Here is an 18,375-nt window from a genome sequence, read left to right as displayed (position 1 = left end):
ATATGCAGCGGGCGGGTTCGGTACAGCCTATCGAAGGAAGGTTCTGTGGCGACATAGGGCGCACAGGAGGCGCACGATGCGTGTCGTAAGCCCCCTGTGCACCCCTGTACGGACTACCAGGTCAGGCCGGGTCAGGCCAGGCCGAGGCGCTCGGCCGCCGTCGCCGCGTCGACCGGGACGGTGACCGGCTGCGGGGCGCCCGCGACGGCCCAGTCGGGGTCCTTGAGGCCGTTTCCGGTGACCGTGCACACGATCCGCTGGCCCGGGTCGACCTTGCCCTGCTCGGCGGCCTTCAGCAGACCGGCCACCGACGCGGCCGAGGCCGGCTCCACGAAGACGCCCTCCTGAGCGGCCAACAGCCGGTAGGCGCGCAGGATTTCACGGTCCGTCACCTCGTCGATGAAGCCACCGGACTCGTCCCGCGCGGCCAGCGCGTACTGCCAGGACGCGGGGTTGCCGATGCGGATCGCGGTGGCGATGGTCGAGGGGTCCTTGACGATCTCGCCGCGCACGATGGGCGCGGAACCGGAGGCCTGGAATCCCCACATCCGCGGGGTCTTCCGGGCGATCCCGTCGGCGGCGTACTCCTTGTAGCCCTTCCAGTACGCCGTGATGTTGCCCGCGTTGCCGACCGGCAGGACGTGGATGTCGGGGGCGTCGCCGAGCATGTCGACGATCTCGAACGCGGCCGTCTTCTGGCCCTCGATGCGCACCGGGTTGACCGAATTGACCAGCGCCACCGGGTAGTTGTCGCTCAGCGCGCGGGCCAGGGTGAGGCAGTCGTCGAAGTTGCCGGCGACCTGGAGGATCTTGGCGCCGTGCACGAGGGCCTGGCCCATCTTGCCGAGCGCGATCTTGCCCTGCGGCACGAGCACGGCCGAGACCATGCCCGCGCGCACGGCGTACGCGGCGGCGGAGGCGGAGGTGTTGCCGGTGGAGGCGCAGATGACCGCCTTCGCACCCTCCTCCTTGGCCCGGGTGATGGCCATGGTCATGCCGCGGTCCTTGAAGGACCCGGTGGGGTTGGCGCCCTCCACCTTGAGGTGGACCTCACAGCCGGTGCGCTCGGAGAGCACCTGCGCGGGCACGAGGGGCGTGCCGCCCTCGCGGAGCGTCACGACCGGCGTGGTGTCGGAGACGGGCAGCCGGTCCCGGTACTCCTCGATGATTCCGCGCCACTGGTGGGTCATTGCTGGTTACTCTCCTTCAACCCGCATGATGCTGGCGACACCACGCACGGTGTCGAGCTTGCGCAACGCCTCGACGGTCCCGTTCAGGGCGGCGTCGGACGCGCGGTGCGTGACGACGACGAGAGAGGCCTCGCCGTCCTTCCCCTGCTGGCGAACCGTATCGATCGACACGCCGTGCTCGGCGAACACGGTCGCCACCTGGGCGAGAACACCCGGTTTGTCCGCCACGTCGAGGCTGATGTGGAACCGCGTGACGACCTCGCCCATGCCCGAGACGGGCAGCGCGGCGTATGCGGACTCACCGGGTCCGGTGCCTCCGTTGAGGCGGTTGCGGCACACGGCGACCAGGTCGCCGAGGACGGCGGAGGCCGTGGGAGCGCCGCCCGCGCCGGGGCCGTAGAACATCAGCTGCCCGGAGGCGTCGGACTCCACGAACACGGCGTTGTAGGCGCCGCGGACGGAGGCGAGGGGGTGGCTCAGCGGGATCATCGCGGGGTGCACGCGCGCGGTGACGGAGGCGCCGTCGGCGGCCCGCTCGCAGATGGCGAGCAGCTTGATGGTGCAGCCCATCTCCCGCGCGGAGGCGAAGTCTGCGGCGGTGACCTCGGTCATGCCCTCGCGGTAGACGTCGTCGAGGCGCACGCGCGTGTGGAAGGCGATCCCGGCGAGGATGGCGGCCTTGGCGGCGGCGTCGAAGCCCTCGACGTCGGCGGTCGGGTCGGCCTCGGCGTACCCGAGGGCGGTGGCCTCGTCGAGCGCTTCCTGATATCCGGCGCCCGTGGAGTCCATCTTGTCGAGGATGAAGTTCGTCGTCCCGTTGACGATGCCGAGCACCCGGTTGACCTTGTCGCCGGCGAGGGACTCGCGCAGCGGCCGGATCAGCGGGATCGCTCCGGCGACGGCGGCCTCGTAGTAGAGGTCCGCGTCGTACTCCTCGGCGGCGGCGTGCAGGGCGGCGCCGTCCTGGGCGAGGAGCGCCTTGTTGGCGGAGACGACGGAGGCGCCGTGCTCGAAGGCGGTGGTGATGAGCGTACGGGCGGGCTCGATGCCGCCGATGACCTCGACGACCACGTCGATGTCGCCGCGTTTGACGAGGGCGGTGGCGTCCGTGGTGACCAGGCCCGGGTCGATGCCCTCCCTGACCCTGGACGGCCTGCGGACCGCCACGCCCGCGAGTTCCACCGGTGCCCCGATCCGGGCGGCGAGGTCGGCGGCGTGCGTCGTCATGATGCGCGCCACCTCTGAGCCGACCACTCCACAGCCCAGCAGCGCCACTTTCAGCGGACGCGTACGCATCATCCGACCTCGTTTCCTCATACCGTCACGGTGGGACCAGTCTCACTCACCGGACGGGACTTTCTACCCTGGGTCCGGATTGTGAGATGACTATTTCATTTGTACGGGGGCGGAAAACCGAAGATCTTCCGCCCCGGTGTTCAGCTCGGCGGACGCCGAATCGGCCGGCTCGCCGATGCGCTCACGGGCCCGCTCGCCGACTCAGCCGACGTCGAGACGCAGGAGGTCCTCCTCCGTCTCGCGGCGGACGATGACCCGGGAGGCGCCCTCGTGGACCGCCACGACCGGCGGCCGCAGCGCGTGGTTGTAGTTGCTGGCCATCGACCGGCAGTACGCCCCCGTCGCCGGTACGGCGATCAGGTCGCCCGGTGCCAGGTCCGCCGGCAGGAAGGCGTCCTTCACCACGATGTCACCGCTCTCGCAGTGCTTGCCGACCACCCGGACCAGCATGGGCGCGGCGTCGGAGGTGCGGGAGACCAGGGCGACGCTGTACTCGGCGTCGTAGAGCGCGGTCCTGATGTTGTCGGACATGCCGCCGTCGACGGAGACGTACGTGCGCAGCCCGTCCAGGGGCTTGATGGTGCCGACCTCGTAGAGCGTGAATGCGGTCGGGCCGACGATGGCGCGCCCGGGCTCGACGGAGATCCGGGGCGTGCGCAGCCTGGCCGCCTCGCACTCCCGCGTGACGATCTCGGTGAGCGCCTTGGCGATCTCGTGCGGCTCGCGGGGGTCGTCGTCGGAGGTGTAGGCGATGCCGAGCCCGCCGCCGAGGTCGATCTCCGGCAGCTCGACCCCGTGCTCGTCGCGGATGTCCTTCAGCAGGCCCACGACACGGTGGGCGGCCACCTCGAAGCCGGACATGTCGAAGATCTGCGATCCGATGTGGGAGTGGATCCCGATGACGTCGAGCCCGTCCAGCTGGAGCGCCCGCCGCACGGCCTCGGCCGCCTGTCCGCCGGCCAGCGGGATACCGAACTTCTGGTCCTCGTGGGCGGTGGCGATGAACTCGTGGGTGTGGGCCTCGACGCCGACGGTGATACGGATCTGTACGCGCTGCCGCTTTCCGAGGGACTGCGCGATGTGCGCGACGCGGACGATCTCCTGGAAGGAGTCGAGGACGATCCGTCCGACGCCGCTCTCGACCGCCCTGGTGATCTCCTCCGTCGACTTGTTGTTGCCGTGGAAGGCGATCCGGTCGGCGGGCATACCGGCGGACAGGGCGGTGGCGAGCTCGCCGCCGGAGCAGACGTCGAGGTTGAGCCCTTCCTCGTGCAGCCAGCGCACGACGGCCCGGGAGAGGAACGCCTTGCCGGCGTAGAAGACGTCGGCGTCGGCCCCGAAGGCGCTGCGCCAGGCCCGCGCCCGGGCCCGGAAGTCGGCCTCGTCGACGATGTAGGCGGGGGTGCCGTGCTCCTCGGCGAGGGCCTTGACGTCGATGCCGCCGACGGTGACGACGCCGTCCTGGTCGCGGGTGACGGTCTGGGCCCAGACCTTGGGGTCGAGGGTGTTGAGGTCGGCGGGCGGGGCGGAGTAGTGGCCCTCGGGGAGGACGTCGGCGTGACGGGGCCCGGCGGGGTGTGCGGAACGGCTCATCTTCTTGACTGGCTCTCTAGATGTGTTCGGGTGCGTCGATACCGAGCAGGGACAGGCCGCCGGCCAGCACCGTCCCGGCGGCTTCGGCGAGCGCGAGCCGGGCGCGGTGGGCGGCCGAGGGTTTCTCCGCGCCGCGCGGGAGGACGGTGGGGAGCAGGGGCATGACGGCATCGGCGACGGTGACGAGGTGCCGGGCGAGACGGTCGGGAGCGCGGTCCTCGGCGGCCTGGGCGAGCACGCGGGGGTGGTCGGCGAGGTGGGGGAGGAGGGGGTGGAGGTGGGGGTGGGGCTTGAGGGGGTGTGGGGTGCTGGGGTGTGACTGAGGCTTGGCGTGTGCCTGGGGCTTGGGGTGTGCCTGGGGCTCGGTCAGTAGACCGGGCTCGGCCAGCAGCTCGGGCTCGGCGTCGAACCCCAGGTCGGCGGCGTTACGGCTGAGGGCCCGGATGCGGGCGTGGGCGTAACGGACCCGGAAGAGAGGGTTGCTCTCACGCTGGACGAGACAATCGTCGTCGATCCGGGGCCGGTCGTGCGAGGCGGGGTGCAGCAGGGCCCAGCGACCGGCGTCGCGACCGAGGCGGACGGGGTCGGAGGGGGCCGGGACGGGCCGTAGGTTGACGACCAGCGGGCCGGGGAACACGCGCTTGCCGTGCGAGTCGAGCCGCACGCCGAGGCGGGTCTCCCATTCCGGCGCCGGGCGGGCCGTACAGGTGACACGGACGGCGGCCCCCTGGGAGCGCATGATCCGGCCGAGAGCGTCCGCGAGGACGACGGCGCGGACCTCGTGGACGGCCTGGAGCTGCCAGACGTCGCCACTGAACCCGATGGCGTGCCCGTACCGATTCCCCCGCTCCCGGATCTCTTCGACGAGGGTGACGGCGGCGGTGTCGCGGAGGCTGATGTTGAGGAAACCCGGGCCGGTGACGACGACGTCCGTGATGCCGTCGCTGCCGATCAGGCGGGTCTTCAGGATCTCGGCGACGTCCCGCGAGGGCTGCCGGGCCGGCCGCGCGAGTTGAAGGGCGATGTTGGTGGCGTAGTCCCCACACCCACCGGGCCCGGGAGGAGCGACGACCACCCGCTCCGGCACCGTGACACTCAGTGCCCCCTCGTCCACAGCACGACGCACCGCGCGCAGCACGGTACGGGAGAGCTCGACGGGGGTCACGGGACAAGCGTAGGGGAGGAGGGGGGTGGGTAGGCGAGCCGGTTCAGGAGGGGTCCGGGATATGGACGGCGGGGCGGCACGGGGGTGAGGGACGCGGAGCCGCCCCTACGAAATTGAACTTGGACGTGAACGTGGACCTGGATCGTTCCCTGGGGATTCAGGCGCCGGCACGTCCGGCGCGCTCGGCCTCTCCGGCCCCGAGGAGACCGTCCTCTCCCGCTCCGAGGAGGCCGTCGAAAGCGGACGGGTCCTCCTGGACCGCTCCCCCGCTCCCTCCACTCCCCCGCCGCTCGATCAACTGCCGTACCAGACGCACGAGTTCGGCGGGTTCGAAGGGCTTGGCAAGGAAGGCGTCGACGCCCACGTCGAGGCCGGTCTCGACCTCGTACTGCGTACAGGCGCTGACGATCGCGAGCGGCAGGTGACTGGTCCGGGGGTCACTCCGAAGCCGGGCGGCGGTCCGGAGCCCGTCGAGCCGCGGCATGACGACATCCAGGGTCACCACGTCGGGCAGCACCTGATGAACGACATCCAGACACTCGGCACCATCGGCCGCGGTCACCACCTCGAACCCCTCCAGTTCGAGATTGACCCTGATCAGCTGCCGGATGACCTTGTTGTCGTCCACAACAAGCACCCGGCCGGACACGCCTGGCACACCTTGAGAGTAGGTCGGGACCGGCCACCGCGTCCGGGTTTTCCCCACTTCTGCCCCTGCCGGGTGATCCTCACATCCCCGACCCCCACCCCAACCCCCCTGCCCGACCCGCCCGAACCACCCCCCGACCCCGCAAAACCCGTTCATGAACACCCCGACAGAGCTGGTAGGGTTCTACCCGTCGCCGCGAACACCGCGACCGACACGCCCCCGTAGCTCAGGGGATAGAGCAACGGCCTCCGGAGCCGTGTGCGCAGGTTCGAATCCTGCCGGGGGCACTTCGCCTCAACCAGCACGATGATGCGGTTGACCAGCGTAGGTGCCATGCATGAAGAGCGGGAACCAGTCTCACTGGGTCCCGCTCTTTGTCGTTGCTTGGCACTGATCGCGATAGAGCTGCGACCTCGGGCAGAGCCCCGCGAAGTACATCCCGGATGCTCCTATCAAGCCCGGGAGCAGCAACACCCTCTGGAGTCCCGCCGTACTCCCAAATCCAGATTCGAGCTCGCGGTTGGGCCACACCGCGGCCACTGCCTCTGTCAGCCCTCATCCAACGGGGGAGGATACGAGGTAGGATAGGTAGCATGAGTGAGCCTACCGGCAAGTACTCGATCACCATGCCGCGCGATATCGCCGAAGCCGCCAAGGCTCGTAGCGGCCCCTCCGGACTGTCCGCCTACGTCGCCGCAGCCGTGGCCCGTCAGATCGAGCGGGACAACCTCAACGAACTCATCACGGTGGCGGAGGCGGAACACGGCCCCATCACCGACGAAGAGATTCAGACGCTGCGGGACCAGCTCCACCAAGCCCGAGAGCAACAGACCCGCGGCGGGACGAACGCCGCGTGACCCCCTCCCCCGCCACCCCAGGCGGCACCCTGGTCCTCGACAGCGAAGGGCTGGCCAAGGCCGTACTGCGCGACCGCACGGTCACCGGCTGGCTCGCCCTCGCACGCACCGACGACCTGCGGGTGATCACTTCGGCAGCCACCCTCGTGGAAGTGATTCACCCACGGATCAATCGCCCGGCCCTGGAATGGACCATGTCCCGCCTCGTCATCGAACCGGTCACCGAGTCCATCGCCCGTCACGCCGCCGCCCTCCTCGCCGACGCCGGCCGGCACGGCCACAAGTACGCCATCGACGCCATGCTCAGCGCCACGGCGCTGGCCGCTCCCGGCCCCGTCACCGTCCTCACCTCCGACCCCGAGGACCTCGCTGCACTCTGCCGCGGGCGCGTCACCGCCATCAAGATCTGAGGGCACATCGCCCGCCCGATCAAGCACGAGGCCCACCTACATGCAACCGGGCCGGCCTCGATCCGTCGGCCCCCGGAAGTCGGGAACTCGGTATGGACACACGCCCTAGCGGGACATGCGCGGGACGGCGGGCTTGACGGCCAGTCAGCTATGGCGCCGGCCTGCCAAAACCTCTGGGAACTTCCGTCCTCCGGAGCCGTGTGCGCAGGTTCGAATCCTGCGCGTACGGTCCCTGCTTCCGGCCCATCGGGAATCGGCGGAGAGTTCGGGGTCTCCCGGGACACCGTTCAGCGTGTGATCAGGGAGTTGCGGGACGAGGGCTGGATCGAAACGCGGCAGGGGAGCGGCTCCCACGTAGTGCGCACCCAGGTGGTCCATTGGCCGAAGAGCGGCGAGCGGCGAGCGGCCGGACCGTCACGCTGGGGCCGCTCATCAGCCGGGCCTTCGAGCAGGACGAAGTGACCTTGGACGTCTTCACACTGTCGCCGGAGTTCCTCGGCATCATGCGTCGGCACATCGAGTCACTGCGGGCGAGGCTGTACGACCTTCAGCGCATGGGACTTGTGCCCGCGGTGGAGTTCGAGGTCCGGCACGTGCCGCTCGTACCGTCTCTCAAGGCCAGGCCTGGTTCGATTCCTGCTGGGAGTTGCTCGCTCACTGAAAGGTCTGAGGCGATTCCCGACGGGCGGCAAAGATGGGTCAAGGCTTGGGTGGGAGGGTTTGGCGTAGGTGGGCCAGGGGGGAGAGGGCGATGATCAGGGGGGAGAGGAGCATGGCGGTGGCTGTGGTCAGGAGGGTGGGGCGTAGGGGCCATTGTTCGGCGAGGTAGCCGCCGAGAAGGGAGCCGAGGGGGGTCATTCCCATGCCGATGAAGGTGATGGTGGCGGCTGTGCGGCCTTGCATGGCGGGTGGGGTGATGGCCTGGCGGACGGACATGATCGTGACGTTCACCAGTTGGCTGCCGCATCCGAAGACGAAGCCCGCTCCGAGCAGGGCTGCGATGGTCGTCGCCGAGGAGCCGTGCAGGGCTGGTACGCACAGGAAGATGCCGTCGCCGAGTGCCGCCGCGCATACCAGTACCTTGCCGTGGCCGAAACGGCTCGGCAGGCGGGCGGCCAGCAGTGATCCCAGGAGGGCGCCCGGGCCTGCCGCCGTTAGGGCCAGGCCGATCACGGTGCCCGAGAGGTGCAGTTCGCGGGGCAGGAAGAGGAGGTAGACGGTCATCAGGGCTGCGAAGGAGAACTGGAAGGCTGCTGAGGCCAGGCAGACCGTCCGCAGCATGGTGTCGCGGGCGACGAAGCGCAGACCCTCGTGAATGCGTCGCCAGACCCGAGGCGAGTGCTGCGCCTCCTCTGGGTGCTGCGCCTCCTCTGTGTGCTCCAGGGCCTCCAAGTACCCCCGATCCTCCGGGAATGATTCCGCTCTGCGTATGCGGCGGAGCGACAGGAATGACAGGGCGAAGAACAGGGCGCTGGAGGCGGCGGCGATCGGGGCTGAGAGCAGGGACACCAGGGTGCCGCCGAGTGCGGGGCCGGCGATCTGGGCTGTGGAGCGGCTGCCCTCCAACGCGCTGTTGGCCGGCACCAGTTGGTCGCGTTGTACCAGTCGTACGACGGACGCCTGGTAGGCCACGTCGAAGAACACGGACAGGGCTCCGACGGTGAAGGCGAGGACGAGGAGAGTGGGTAGGCCCAGTAGGCCGAAGAGGCCGGCGGCCGCCGCGGCGGAGAGGGCCAGGGCTCGGCCTAGGTCTGTGAGCATCATCGTCGTGCGGGTCCGCCACCGGTCCACCCACGCGCCGACGAAGAGCGAGAGCAGGAGGATCGGGGCCTGGCCCACCGCGCGGAGGACGCCCAGCTCGCCGGCGCCGGCGTGGAGCGTCAGGACCGCGTAGAGCGGCAGGACCACCAGGCTCGCGTGTTCGCCCAGTTGGGAGGCTGTCTGGCCGAGCCAGAGTCTGCGGAAGTCGGCGTCCCGCCACAGACCTGACGGGCCTGACAGACCTGATGGAACAGAGGAGGGTTCAGAGGGAGTGGGCGGCACCTGGGTCCCTTGTGTTGGCTACAACGAAGCCCGCCATCGGGCGCGTGGAACGTGCGCCGACAGTTCGAGCGGGGGAAGGCTCGCTGTGCCGCTACATCAAGGGCAGCACGCGATGACCGGGCCGGTGACGGCCCACGACGTCAACGCGTGCTCGGGAAACCGGGCATGTCCTCGCTCCTCGTAGGTGACTCAGTAGGTCACTCGCTGCGTCCAGAACCCTAGCGGTCCGCCGCCCGGCGCAGAAGATCGCGGCGGGGGGAGGCTCTGAGGCGGGAGCGGTGTCGGAGATCCCCCGGAAATCGGTTCCTCATGTCGGATTTCTGGGAATTCCGGGCCCGTGGCTGGGTCGGTTCGTGGTCGGGATCGGAGGGTTGCCGTCGTAGCAAGCGAACCGCGTCGGCGGTTTCTCGGATCAGGAAGAGACTCTCGTGAATGTCACGACCACGGCGAACGCGCCGCGGGAGCGACGGGCAGCCACGCTCGTCATGGCCTGCGTCGGTGTGTTCGTCGCCTATTTGCCGGTGACGACGGTGTCGGTGAGCCTGCCGGCCATCCAGCGGGCGCTGCACGCGTCGACCGCCGAACTGTCCTGGGTCACCGATGCGTTCGTGCTGCCCATGGCCGCGCTCATCCTGACCGCGGGTGTCCTGGGGGACGTTCACGGCCGTAAGCAGGTTCTTCAGGGCGGGCTGGTGCTCAGTGGGCTGGGGGCGCTGATCGCGTTGTGCGCGCGGTCGATCGAGGTGCTGTGGGTCGGGCAGGCGGTGGCGGGGCTGGGTGCGGCGGCGCTGTTGCCGAGCACGTTGGCGCTGATCAGTCACGCCGTGCCGGATCCGCGGGAGCGGGGGAAGTTCGTCGGGCTGTGGGCCACGGCGCTCATGGGGGCGTTGGCCGTAGGGCCTCTCATCGCCGGGGTGATCCTCGACCACATGGCCTGGCGGTGGATCTATCTGCTGCCCATCCCCGCCTCGCTCGTCGCCGTGGTGGCCGCCGCCCGGCTGGTGACCGACTCACGTGCCCCCGGCTCGCGCCGGCTGGACTGGCCCGGCCAGATCACCGCCATGGTCACGATCACCGCGCTGGTCTACGGCGTCATCGAGGGCGGCGCCGCGTCCTTCACCGAGGGCCGGGTCGTCGTCGCCCTGGTGCTCGCGGCCGTCAGCGCCGTCGGGTTCGTGGTCGTGGAACGGCGCAGTGACAGTCCGATGCTGGATCTGTCGCTGTTCCGGAGCCCGGCGTTCGCGGCGACGACGCTGGTCGCCATGATCTGTTTCCTGGGTCTGATCGGTGTCTTCTTCGCGCTCAGCCTGTACTTCGGCATGGTGCAGCAGCTCAGCACGCTGGATGCGGCCGTACGCATGATCCTGGTGACCCTGGCGGCGATCCTCGTGTCGCAGCCCGCCGCCCGGCTGATGCACCGCTGGTCCCCGCGCGTCCTGATCACCGGCGGACTGCTCGTGACCTCCGCCGCCCTGCTGACGCTGACCGGCCTCGACGCGCACACCTCCTACGGCTCCCTGGCCTGGCGGCTGGTGCTGCTGGGCGTCGGTCTCGGCCTCGTCATCACCCCGATGACGGCCACCGCCGTCGCCTCCGTGCCGCACCACCTGGCCGGCATGGCGGCGGCCGGCAACAACGCCTTCCGTCAGGTCGGCGGCGCGCTCGGTCCTGCCGTCCTCGGCGCCGTGCTCAGCAGCAAGGCCCTGAACGCCCTGCCCGGTCACCTCGCCGACGCCGGGCTGCCCGCGGCGACGGTGCGGCGCGTCGGCGCGGCGGTGGAGGAGGGCGGGCTGGGCGCGGTCGCCGGGATGAACCTGGGGCCGGATCAGGGGCGGGCGCTCGGCGCCCTCTCCGAGGCCTTTCTCGACGGCCTCCACCTCTGCCTGACCATCGCGGCCGTGCTGGCACTCGTCGCCGCCGCCGTCGCCGCGGTGCTGCTGCGCACTCCGGGGCGCGGGAGCACGGCGGTCACAGGAAACACAGCCGTCGCGGGAAACACAGCCGTAGCGGGGAGCACGGCCGTAGCGGAGAGTGCCTGACCGCGCGGGACCACCCCGCCCCACGGACAGGGAACAACCACGTGCCGGATCATGGACCGTGGAGAAATGTCCGGTACGCGGCGCCCTCCCCGGAGACCCTGAGGGCGCGAGGCGAGGCCCGGAACCGGATCCCGGTTCCGGGCCTCGCCCGACTCCTGAGTCCAGTCCTCGCCTCCCCCTGAGCGACGAGCACGGGAGACGGAGACTGAGACGGAGACGAAAACGGAGACACCCATGGAACCGACCGCCCTGGCCCCCCTCGCCCCTCTCGCCCCGCTCGACCCCCTGGACCTGAAGCTGCTCCACGCGCTCCAACTCGACGGGCGGGCCCCCTTCAGCCGGATCGCGCAGGTGCTGGGCGTGTCCGACCAGACGGTCGCCCGGCGCTACCGGCGGCTGCACACGAGCGCTCGCCTGAGGGTGCTCGGGGTGACGGACGAGAACCGGCTGGGCCGCAGCAGCTGGATCGTCCGGCTGCGCTGCACCCCGGACACGGCCGAGCGACTGGCGGGGGCGCTCGCCCTGCGCCCGGACACCTCGTGGGTCACGCTGAACTCCGGTGGCACCGAGGTGACGTGCACGATGAAACCCCGCGACCGGGAGGCCCGCGACAAGCTGCTCCTCGACCGGCTCCAGCGCACCCCCCGTGTCATGTCGGTCAGTGCCCACTGCGTCCTGCACTTCTTCTACGGCGGTGCCCTCGGCTGGCTCAACAAGAGCGCCGCCCTCTCCCCCGCCGAGGAGGCGGCCCTGCGCCCGCCGCCCGTCGAGACCGTGTCGGGGCCGGTCACCCTGGACGCGGAGGACGAGGCGCTGCTCACCGTCCTCGGGCGGGACGGCCGGGCCACGCTCACCGAACTCCAGACGGCCACCGGCCAGCCGGAGTCGACGGTCAAGCGGCGGCTGGAGCGGCTGCGGTCGAGCGGGGTGCTGTACTTCGACGTCCAGCACGACTTCGAGCCGCTCGGACACGAGATGGACGCGCTGCTGTGGCTCACCGTGACGCCGGCCGCGCTCGCCTCCGTCGGCGAGGCGCTCGCCGGGCATCCCGAGGTGCAGTTCGCCGCGGCCACCACCGGTCGGGCCAACCTCGTCGCGGCGACCCTGCACCGCAGCGGCGCCGAGCTCTACGCGTATCTGAGCGAGAAGATCGGGGCGTTGGAGGGCGTCCAGTCGGTCGAGACCGTGCTGACCCTGCGCCGGGTCAAGCAGCTCAGCTACGAGCCGTTGACCTCCGGCACGGGTTCGAGCACGGCGGGCGCGTCCGAGGGGCGCCGACGATGACTCCCCCCGGTGGCGCCGCCGACAGTGACTACGCCACCGACATCGACACCGACTCCCCGGCGACTCCGAGGCGCGCACGGAACGAACCCCGCGCTCACCGGCGTCACGCCAGGGACCCGAACCAGCGGACCACTGCGGCGGTGCCGGCCTGGTGGGAGCCCAGGTGGCGGGAGCCGGCGTAGGTGGGGGTGCCGAGGGGAGAGAGGGGGGCGTGGGTGCCGTGGGCGTGGAACGTGACGTGGCAGTGCTGGCTGTTGGCCGTGACGGCCTGCTCGTCTCCGGCCGCGTAGTAGAGGCGGACGGGGACGCGCGGGGTCCAGTCGGCGCAGACTCCGTCGGTCAGGCGCAGGGCCTCGGCCAGCCCTCCGGTGGGACGGGTGAGCAGGGCGCGGCCGTGCCGTGTGAGGAGGCCGTCGAGGGTCGCCGGGGTGCCCGCGACGACCTCGGCGCCGGTGTGGGTGCCGTCGAGCAGGCCCTCGATCGTACGGGCGTACGGCTTGCGGAAGACCTCGCCCGGAGTGTCGTAGACGTGGTGGAGGCGGTTGAAGGCGACCAGGGTCAGGGCCGTGTAGATCACGCCGGCCTTCGGGTCGGTCTCGCCGGAGAGCAGGGAGGGCAGCGCGGCGTCGCGGAAGGCGTACGCGCCGCTGACCGGTGCCACCGCCCGGAGCGCGAACCGGGGGTCGGCGCCGTCCTGGAGGGCGCGGGCCAGGCCCAGGGCGGCCGAGGCTCCCTGGGAGAAGCCGGTGGCGAACACGTCGGGGCGCAGGTGTCGTCCGAGGGTCGGGGCGAGGGTGTGGGCGGCGCGCAGCAGGTCCAGGGAGGCGGTCGTCTCGGAGGGGATGTCCATCCACGGGTGCGGGCCGGGGCCCAGGCCGAGGCCGAGGTAGTCGGGGAGGACGGCGGCGAATCCCGCCGAGGCGTAGGTCAGTGCGGGGGCCTGGGACCACACCTCGTCGCTGACCGAGGCGACGTCTCCCTTGAACAGTTCGGTGCCGTGCGCGAACGACACCGTCCGCAGGTGCCGTTCGCCGCCACGGGGTACGGCGACCAGGCCGCTCGCGGTGGTGGGGCGGCCGGACGGGTCGACGGTGCGGTACACCACGCGGTAGGTGTCCACGCCGTACCGGACGGCTCCGGTGTCCCAGGCTCCCCCGTCGTCGCTCTTCAGTTCGGCCTTGATCTGCGCCGCGGACAGGGTGCGCAGGTGGTCGACGGAGACGAGTTGTCCCCGCCGGTGCGTGGCACGGGTGTCCTCGGCCGCCGCGGTGGCGGTTTTCCCGGGGCCCCGGTCGTGCGCCGCGGCGGCCGTGACTCCGCCCGCCAGCAGGGCCACCGAGATCGAGGAGACCAACAGGAGTTCGCGTAAGGGCTTCATGACCTGACCGTAGAGACGGGTCGGTCCTGGTCACCATCCGGCCGCCCCGCCGGACGAGGAGGGGTTTTCCCCCGCAGAGCAGGCCCGTGCCCGCCGCGCCCGACGGCAGCACATCCCCGCCCGGCCCCCGCCCGGTCCGGTGTCGTACCGGCCACGGATTGGTTGCGGCCCGGACGATTCGGCTCGATGGCGCAGGCCGGACGGGAGCATCACGTCGTATGAGCAGAGACCGCTACGTCGATTTCCTGCGGGCCTGGGCGATCGTGCTCGTGGTGTTCGGGCACTGGTTGATCACCGCGCTGGAGCACGGGCCCCAAGGGCAGGTCGTGGCACCGGAGTTGCTCGCGGTGCTGCCCGGGACGCAGTGGCTGACGCTGCTGTTCCAGATCATGCCGCTGTTCTTCCTCGCCGGGGGCGACGCGGCCGCCGGATCCTGGGAGCGGGCCCGGAGCGCGGGCGGTACGGCGGCCGGGTGGGCGGGGCGGCGGGCGGTGCGGCTGCTGCTACCGACCGGGGTGTACAGCGGGCTGGTGCTGCTCGCCGTGGGGGTCTCGGCGGGCGCCGGCGTGGATCCGTACACGCTCTCGATGGTGGGCTGGGCCATGGCCATGCAGTTCTGGTTCCTGCCCGTTTACCTCGTGCTGAGCGCCCTTACTCCGGTGCTGCACACGGCACATCGGTGCTGGGGGCCGCGCGTCCCGCTGGTCATGGGCGCGGTCGCGGTGGGGGTCGACGTGGTCGTGGTCGCCGGGGGCGTGTCGTCCGTGGGGGTGCTCGACTACGTCCTCGTATGGGGCGTGGCCTATCAACTGGGCTTCTGCCGGCGGGACGGGCTGCTCGACGGGCTCGCCGTGCCCGGGGTGCTGGCCGCCGCCGGCGGGGCCGCCTTCGCTCTGCTGGTCGCCCTCGGCCCCTACCCCGTCAGCCTGATCCGGGTCACCGGCCAGGAGACCGGCAACACCGACCCGCCCTCGGCGGCCATGCTGGCCTGGGTGGTGGCACAGGTGGGGGTGTGTCAGCTGGTCGCGCCGGCGGTGCGGCGGCTCCTCGACCGCGAGCGGGTCTGGCGGGTCGTACGGCCGGTCGGCGGCGCGAGTATGACGCTGTATCTGTGGCACATGCTGCCGGTGCTGGTCCTGGCCGCCGCGTTCTATCTGACCGGCCTCGCACCGCAGCCCGCGCTCGGCTCCCCGGGGTGGTGGGGGCTGCGGGTGCCGTGGCTGCTGCTCCTCGCGGTCGTGCTCGCCGGGGTCGTGGCGGCGCTGAGGCCGGTGGAACGCGGGCTGGGGGTGCTCTACGACCGGACGCGGCCGGAACCCGGGCTGCGCGGCGGGGCCTGGGCCGTGTGGCTCGGGCTCGCGGTGAGCGCGCTCGCGCTGAGCCGCTTCGCGGTGCACGGGTTCGCGCCCGACGGACGGTTCCCGGTGCTGCCCGCGCTGGGGCTGGCGGCGGGCACGGCGCTGGTGCTGCTGGCCGGACCGCGCGGGCGTGGAGCGCGGTCGGCGAGGGCCGGGGCGAACGGCGTTCTGGAAGAGGCGGCCTGACACCGGGTCGAGGAGGCGGCCCGACATCGGGGCGAGGAGGCGGCCCGACATCCGGTCGGCGCGCGGGTGCCGTCATGACCCGCTCAACGGTCCTGGTCAACACCCGTGTGACAAGATGCTGCGGCCAAGCCCCACCAGAAAGGGACGATTCACATGTCCAGGGTCGAGCTGACCACGAACTTCGGCCGTATCGTTCTCGAGCTCAACGACGCCGAGGCGCCCAAGACGGCCGAGAACTTCCTGTCGTACGTCCGCGCGGGACACTACGACGGAACGATCTTCCACCGCGTGATCAACGGCTTCATGGTCCAGGGCGGTGGTTTCACCGCGGACATGAAGCAGAAGCCCACCCAGGCCCCGATCCAGAACGAGGCCGACAACGGGCTGAAGAACACCGAGTACACCGTGGCGATGGCCCGCACCGGCGACCCGCACTCGGCGACCGCCCAGTTCTTCATCAACGTCTCGGACAACGGCTTCCTCAACCACACGTCGAAGGACATGCGCGGCTGGGGTTATGCCGTCTTCGGCCGGGTCACCGAGGGCCAGGACGTCGTCGACCGGATGAAGGCCGTCCGCACCGGCAGCAAGGGCGGCCACCAGGACGTGCCCACCGAGACGCTGGTCATCGAGTCCGCCACGGTCCTCGACTGACGGTTCCTCAGGACCGGTGAGACCGCCGGAATCCTCAGGGTCCACAGGACTCACGGGGCTCACAGGACTCACGGGACGACACGGCTGACGAGACCTGCGGCTGCGGCCAGTAGCCGGCGCGGTGCGCAGGTCACGCGGTCCGTTTGCGGGCCGCCGTCTTCTTCGCCGCCGTCTTCTTGGCCGCGGTCTTCTTGCCCGTCGTCGTCTTCGCGGCGGCCGTCGTCCTCCGCGCCGACGACGCCGTCTTCTTCGTGCCCTGTGCCGTCTTCGCGGTCGACTTCTTCGCGGCGGCCGTCGTCTTCTTCGCGGCCGTCTTCTTCGTCCCCGAGCCGGACGCCGTCGACTTCTTGCCGCCCGTCTGCTTGGGTGTGGCCCGGGCCGACTTCCGGGCCGGGAGGCGTCTGACCTCGGCGGGCTCCTCCTCCGCCGCTCCCGCCGCTCCCTCCGCCCCCGTCTCCTCGCCCCGCGACTCCTTGGCCGCGCGCACGCTCTTCTCCAGCGCCGCCATCAGGTCGAGGACCTTGCCGCCCCGGGCCGGTTCGGGGGTCTCGGGCGGGGCCTCGCCGGCGGCCTTCGCGGCGACGACCTCCTCCAGTGCCTCGCGGTACTCGTCGTGCAGGTCGTCCAGGTCGATCTCGCCGAGGGTGTCCATCAGGGCGTCCGCGAGGTCGAGTTCCTTGTCGTTGACCGTGACGTCCGTGTCGGGCGCGACCCCCTCGGGGGCACGGACCTCGTCCGGCCACAGCAGCCCGTGCAGGGCGATCGCGTCGCCGACCACGCGCAGCATGCCGAGGCGTTCCTTGCCGCGCAGCGCGAACTTGGCGACGGCGACCTTCTGACTGCGCTTGAGGGCCTCGCGCAGCAGGGTGTACGGCTTGGCGGCCGCGGCACCGCCCGCCGCGAGGTAGTACGCGGCGTCCATCTGGAGCGGGTCGATCCGGCCGGCCGGCACGAAGGCCACGATCTCGATCGTCCTGGCCGTCGGGAGCGGCAGATGGGCCAGGTCCTCGTCGGTGATCGGGATGATCGTGCCGTCCGCGTCCTCGTAGCCCTTGCCGATCTCCGACTGGGTGACCTCGCGGTCCTCCAGTTCGCACACCTTGCGGTAGCGGATGCGGCCGCCGTCCTCGGTGTGGATCTGACGGAACGAGATCGAGTGGCTCTCGGTCGCGTTCACCAGCTTGATCGGGATGCTGACCAGGCCGAACGAGATGGCGCCGTTCCATATGGATCGCACGTGCAGCACCCTTTCGATCGGTTTGAGACGTCTTGTGCGTGTCTTCGACTAAATCTCTGGAATTCTCATCGTATGACGCCGATCACAGAGGTGGAGGGGCGAAGGCTCGCGCTCAGCAACCTGGAGAAGGTGCTGTATCCCGCGACCGGTTTCACCAAGGGCGAGGTGCTGCACTACTACGCGACCACCGCCGAGGTCCTGCTGCCCCATCTGCGCGGGCGGTCGGTGTCCTTCCTGCGCTATCCCGACGGCCCCGACGGGCAGGTGTTCTTCACCAAGAACGTCCCGCCCGGTACGCCCGACTGGGTCACCACCGCCGAGGTGCCCCGCTCGGAGGGGCCGGCCCGGATGGTGCTGGTGCAGGACCTGGCGAGCCTGATGTGGGCGGCGAACCTGGTCACCGAGTTCCACACCCACCAGTGGCTGGTGGACAGGCCCGACGAGGCCGACCGGCTGGTGTTCGACCTGGACCCGGGGGCGCCGGCGACGGTCGTCGAGTGCTGCGAGGTCGCCCTGTGGCTGCGCGAGCGGCTCGCGGCGGACGGGATCGAGGCGTACCCGAAGACCGCCGGGTCGAAGGGGCTGCACCTGCTGGCTGCCGTACGGGGGGCCTCGTCCGACCAGGTGTCGGAGTACGCCAAGGAGCTGGCCGTCGAGGCGGAGCGGGCGATGCCCCGGCTGGTCGTCCACCGGATGACGCGGAACCTCAGGCCCGGAAAGGTGTTCGTGGACTGGAGCCAGAACGCCGCGCGCAAGACGACGGCCACGCCCTACACCCTGCGGGCCCGCGCCCGGCCGCTGGTGTCGGCGCCGGTGACCTGGACGGAGGTCGAGCAGTGCGGCAACCCCGCCCAGCTGGCCTTCCAGGCACCGGACATCGCCCCCCGCGTACAGGACCACGGCGACCTGCTGGCCCCCCTGCTCGACCGGAAGCACGCCGGGCCGCTGCCTTGAGCGGCACCGTCCTGACCGACCGAGCCCCACCAACCACGCGGCGGACCCCGCGACCGACCTCACGACCCACCTCGCGACCGAC

The 18,375-nt window shown here is 70.9% G+C and carries 16 protein-coding genes and 1 tRNA gene; 9 read left to right on the top strand and 8 right to left on the bottom strand.

The window, feature by feature from the left end; translation table 11 throughout:
* Positions 1 to 131: 131 nt before the first annotated feature.
* The 5 genes from thrC to K4B79_RS13750 all read right to left on the bottom strand — a co-directional run bounded on the left by thrC (position 132) and on the right by K4B79_RS13750 (position 5,950).
* On the bottom strand, positions 132 to 1,190 hold the full coding sequence (gene thrC, locus K4B79_RS13770; RefSeq protein ID WP_232026810.1) for a threonine synthase: 1,059 nt from the start codon (positions 1,188 to 1,190) through the stop codon (positions 132 to 134).
* A gap of 6 nt (positions 1,191 to 1,196) precedes the next feature.
* Positions 1,197 to 2,489 (bottom strand): homoserine dehydrogenase, encoded by a 1,293-nt coding sequence (locus K4B79_RS13765; protein ID WP_232026809.1) that lies wholly within the window; start codon positions 2,487 to 2,489, stop codon positions 1,197 to 1,199.
* A 198-nt stretch (positions 2,490 to 2,687) separates the two neighbouring features.
* A complete protein-coding gene (gene lysA / locus K4B79_RS13760; protein WP_232026808.1) occupies positions 2,688 to 4,079 on the bottom strand; it encodes a diaminopimelate decarboxylase in 1,392 nt (463 codons plus the stop codon).
* A gap of 16 nt (positions 4,080 to 4,095) precedes the next feature.
* On the bottom strand, positions 4,096 to 5,244 hold the full coding sequence (gene nrtL / locus K4B79_RS13755; RefSeq protein ID WP_232026807.1) for an ArgS-related anticodon-binding protein NrtL: 1,149 nt from the start codon (positions 5,242 to 5,244) through the stop codon (positions 4,096 to 4,098).
* A gap of 157 nt (positions 5,245 to 5,401) precedes the next feature.
* A complete protein-coding gene (locus tag K4B79_RS13750) occupies positions 5,402 to 5,950 on the bottom strand; it encodes a response regulator (protein ID WP_232026806.1) in 549 nt (182 codons plus the stop codon).
* A 158-nt stretch (positions 5,951 to 6,108) separates the two neighbouring features.
* Here K4B79_RS13750 and K4B79_RS13745 point away from each other — a divergent pair.
* The 4 genes from K4B79_RS13745 to K4B79_RS48605 all read left to right on the top strand — a co-directional run bounded on the left by K4B79_RS13745 (position 6,109) and on the right by K4B79_RS48605 (position 7,622).
* Positions 6,109 to 6,180 (top strand) — tRNA-Arg (locus K4B79_RS13745).
* A gap of 306 nt (positions 6,181 to 6,486) precedes the next feature.
* A complete protein-coding gene (locus K4B79_RS13740) occupies positions 6,487 to 6,750 on the top strand; it encodes a CopG family transcriptional regulator (RefSeq protein WP_232026805.1) in 264 nt (87 codons plus the stop codon).
* A complete protein-coding gene (locus K4B79_RS13735) occupies positions 6,747 to 7,160 on the top strand; it encodes a type II toxin-antitoxin system VapC family toxin (protein WP_232026804.1) in 414 nt (137 codons plus the stop codon). The genes K4B79_RS13740 and K4B79_RS13735 overlap by 4 nt, the downstream gene beginning before the upstream one ends.
* 150 nt (positions 7,161 to 7,310) lie before the next feature.
* The gene (locus K4B79_RS48605; RefSeq protein WP_374208463.1) at positions 7,311 to 7,622 is read left to right on the top strand and encodes a GntR family transcriptional regulator; all 312 of its coding nucleotides are present in this window, start codon (positions 7,311 to 7,313) and stop codon (positions 7,620 to 7,622) included.
* A 237-nt stretch (positions 7,623 to 7,859) separates the two neighbouring features.
* Here the strand turns inward: K4B79_RS48605 and K4B79_RS13730 are convergent, their stop codons facing one another.
* Positions 7,860 to 9,143 carry an MFS transporter gene (locus K4B79_RS13730; RefSeq protein WP_232026940.1) on the bottom strand — a complete coding sequence of 428 codons (1,284 nt, stop codon included), beginning with the start codon at positions 9,141 to 9,143 and terminating at the stop codon, positions 7,860 to 7,862.
* Positions 9,144 to 9,631: 488 nt separating this feature from the next.
* On the opposite strand from K4B79_RS13730, the gene K4B79_RS13725 reads away from it, so the two are divergent.
* Both K4B79_RS13725 and K4B79_RS13720 read left to right on the top strand, forming a co-directional pair.
* Positions 9,632 to 11,242, top strand: coding sequence for an MFS transporter (locus K4B79_RS13725; protein WP_232026803.1), 1,611 nt, complete (start codon positions 9,632 to 9,634; stop codon positions 11,240 to 11,242).
* A gap of 234 nt (positions 11,243 to 11,476) precedes the next feature.
* On the top strand, positions 11,477 to 12,526 hold the full coding sequence (locus tag K4B79_RS13720) for an Lrp/AsnC family transcriptional regulator (RefSeq protein ID WP_232026802.1): 1,050 nt from the start codon (positions 11,477 to 11,479) through the stop codon (positions 12,524 to 12,526).
* 103 nt (positions 12,527 to 12,629) lie between these two features.
* Here the strand turns inward: K4B79_RS13720 and K4B79_RS13715 are convergent, their stop codons facing one another.
* Positions 12,630 to 13,904, bottom strand: a complete 1,275-nt coding sequence (locus K4B79_RS13715; RefSeq protein WP_232026801.1) for a lipase — start codon at positions 13,902 to 13,904, stop codon at positions 12,630 to 12,632.
* 218 nt (positions 13,905 to 14,122) lie between these two features.
* Here K4B79_RS13715 and K4B79_RS13710 point away from each other — a divergent pair, with 218 nt between their 5' ends.
* Positions 14,123 to 15,448: an acyltransferase family protein gene (locus K4B79_RS13710; RefSeq protein WP_232026800.1), complete on the top strand. Its 1,326-nt coding sequence runs from the start codon at positions 14,123 to 14,125 to the stop codon at positions 15,446 to 15,448.
* A gap of 153 nt (positions 15,449 to 15,601) precedes the next feature.
* Positions 15,602 to 16,102, top strand: a complete 501-nt coding sequence (locus K4B79_RS13705) for a peptidylprolyl isomerase (RefSeq protein WP_232026799.1) — start codon at positions 15,602 to 15,604, stop codon at positions 16,100 to 16,102.
* Between the two features lie 130 nt (positions 16,103 to 16,232).
* On the opposite strand, the gene ku is transcribed toward K4B79_RS13705, so the two are convergent.
* Positions 16,233 to 17,339, bottom strand: a complete 1,107-nt coding sequence (ku, locus tag K4B79_RS13700; RefSeq protein ID WP_445276259.1) for a non-homologous end joining protein Ku — start codon at positions 17,337 to 17,339, stop codon at positions 16,233 to 16,235.
* A 72-nt stretch (positions 17,340 to 17,411) separates the two neighbouring features.
* On the opposite strand from ku, the gene ligD reads away from it, so the two are divergent.
* Positions 17,412 to 18,293 carry a non-homologous end-joining DNA ligase gene (gene ligD / locus K4B79_RS13695; protein WP_232026797.1) on the top strand — a complete coding sequence of 294 codons (882 nt, stop codon included), beginning with the start codon at positions 17,412 to 17,414 and terminating at the stop codon, positions 18,291 to 18,293.
* Positions 18,294 to 18,375 lie beyond the last annotated feature (82 nt).

The organism is Streptomyces lincolnensis (assembly GCF_021173675.1).
GTDB classification, from domain to species: Bacteria; Actinomycetota; Actinomycetes; order Streptomycetales; family Streptomycetaceae; genus Streptomyces; species Streptomyces lincolnensis_B.
This window is presented reverse-complemented; position numbering and strand designations above follow the sequence as displayed.

What these genes read in the sequence shown, in the direction of transcription:
- lysA (WP_232026808.1), bottom strand. Translation starts at nt 4,079, where the DNA reads ATGAGCCGTTCCGCACACCCCGCCGGGCCCCGTCACGCCGACGTCCTC.
- K4B79_RS13740 (WP_232026805.1), top strand. Translation starts at nt 6,487, where the DNA reads ATGAGTGAGCCTACCGGCAAGTACTCGATCACCATGCCGCGCGATATC.
- K4B79_RS13715 (WP_232026801.1), bottom strand. Translation starts at nt 13,904, where the DNA reads ATGAAGCCCTTACGCGAACTCCTGTTGGTCTCCTCGATCTCGGTGGCC.
- K4B79_RS48605 (WP_374208463.1), top strand. Translation starts at nt 7,311, where the DNA reads ATGGCGCCGGCCTGCCAAAACCTCTGGGAACTTCCGTCCTCCGGAGCC.
- K4B79_RS13765 (WP_232026809.1), bottom strand. Translation starts at nt 2,489, where the DNA reads ATGATGCGTACGCGTCCGCTGAAAGTGGCGCTGCTGGGCTGTGGAGTG.
- K4B79_RS13710 (WP_232026800.1), top strand. Translation starts at nt 14,123, where the DNA reads ATGAGCAGAGACCGCTACGTCGATTTCCTGCGGGCCTGGGCGATCGTG.
- K4B79_RS13705 (WP_232026799.1), top strand. Translation starts at nt 15,602, where the DNA reads ATGTCCAGGGTCGAGCTGACCACGAACTTCGGCCGTATCGTTCTCGAG.
- K4B79_RS13720 (WP_232026802.1), top strand. Translation starts at nt 11,477, where the DNA reads ATGGAACCGACCGCCCTGGCCCCCCTCGCCCCTCTCGCCCCGCTCGAC.
- thrC (WP_232026810.1), bottom strand. Translation starts at nt 1,190, where the DNA reads ATGACCCACCAGTGGCGCGGAATCATCGAGGAGTACCGGGACCGGCTG.
- ligD (WP_232026797.1), top strand. Translation starts at nt 17,412, where the DNA reads ATGACGCCGATCACAGAGGTGGAGGGGCGAAGGCTCGCGCTCAGCAAC.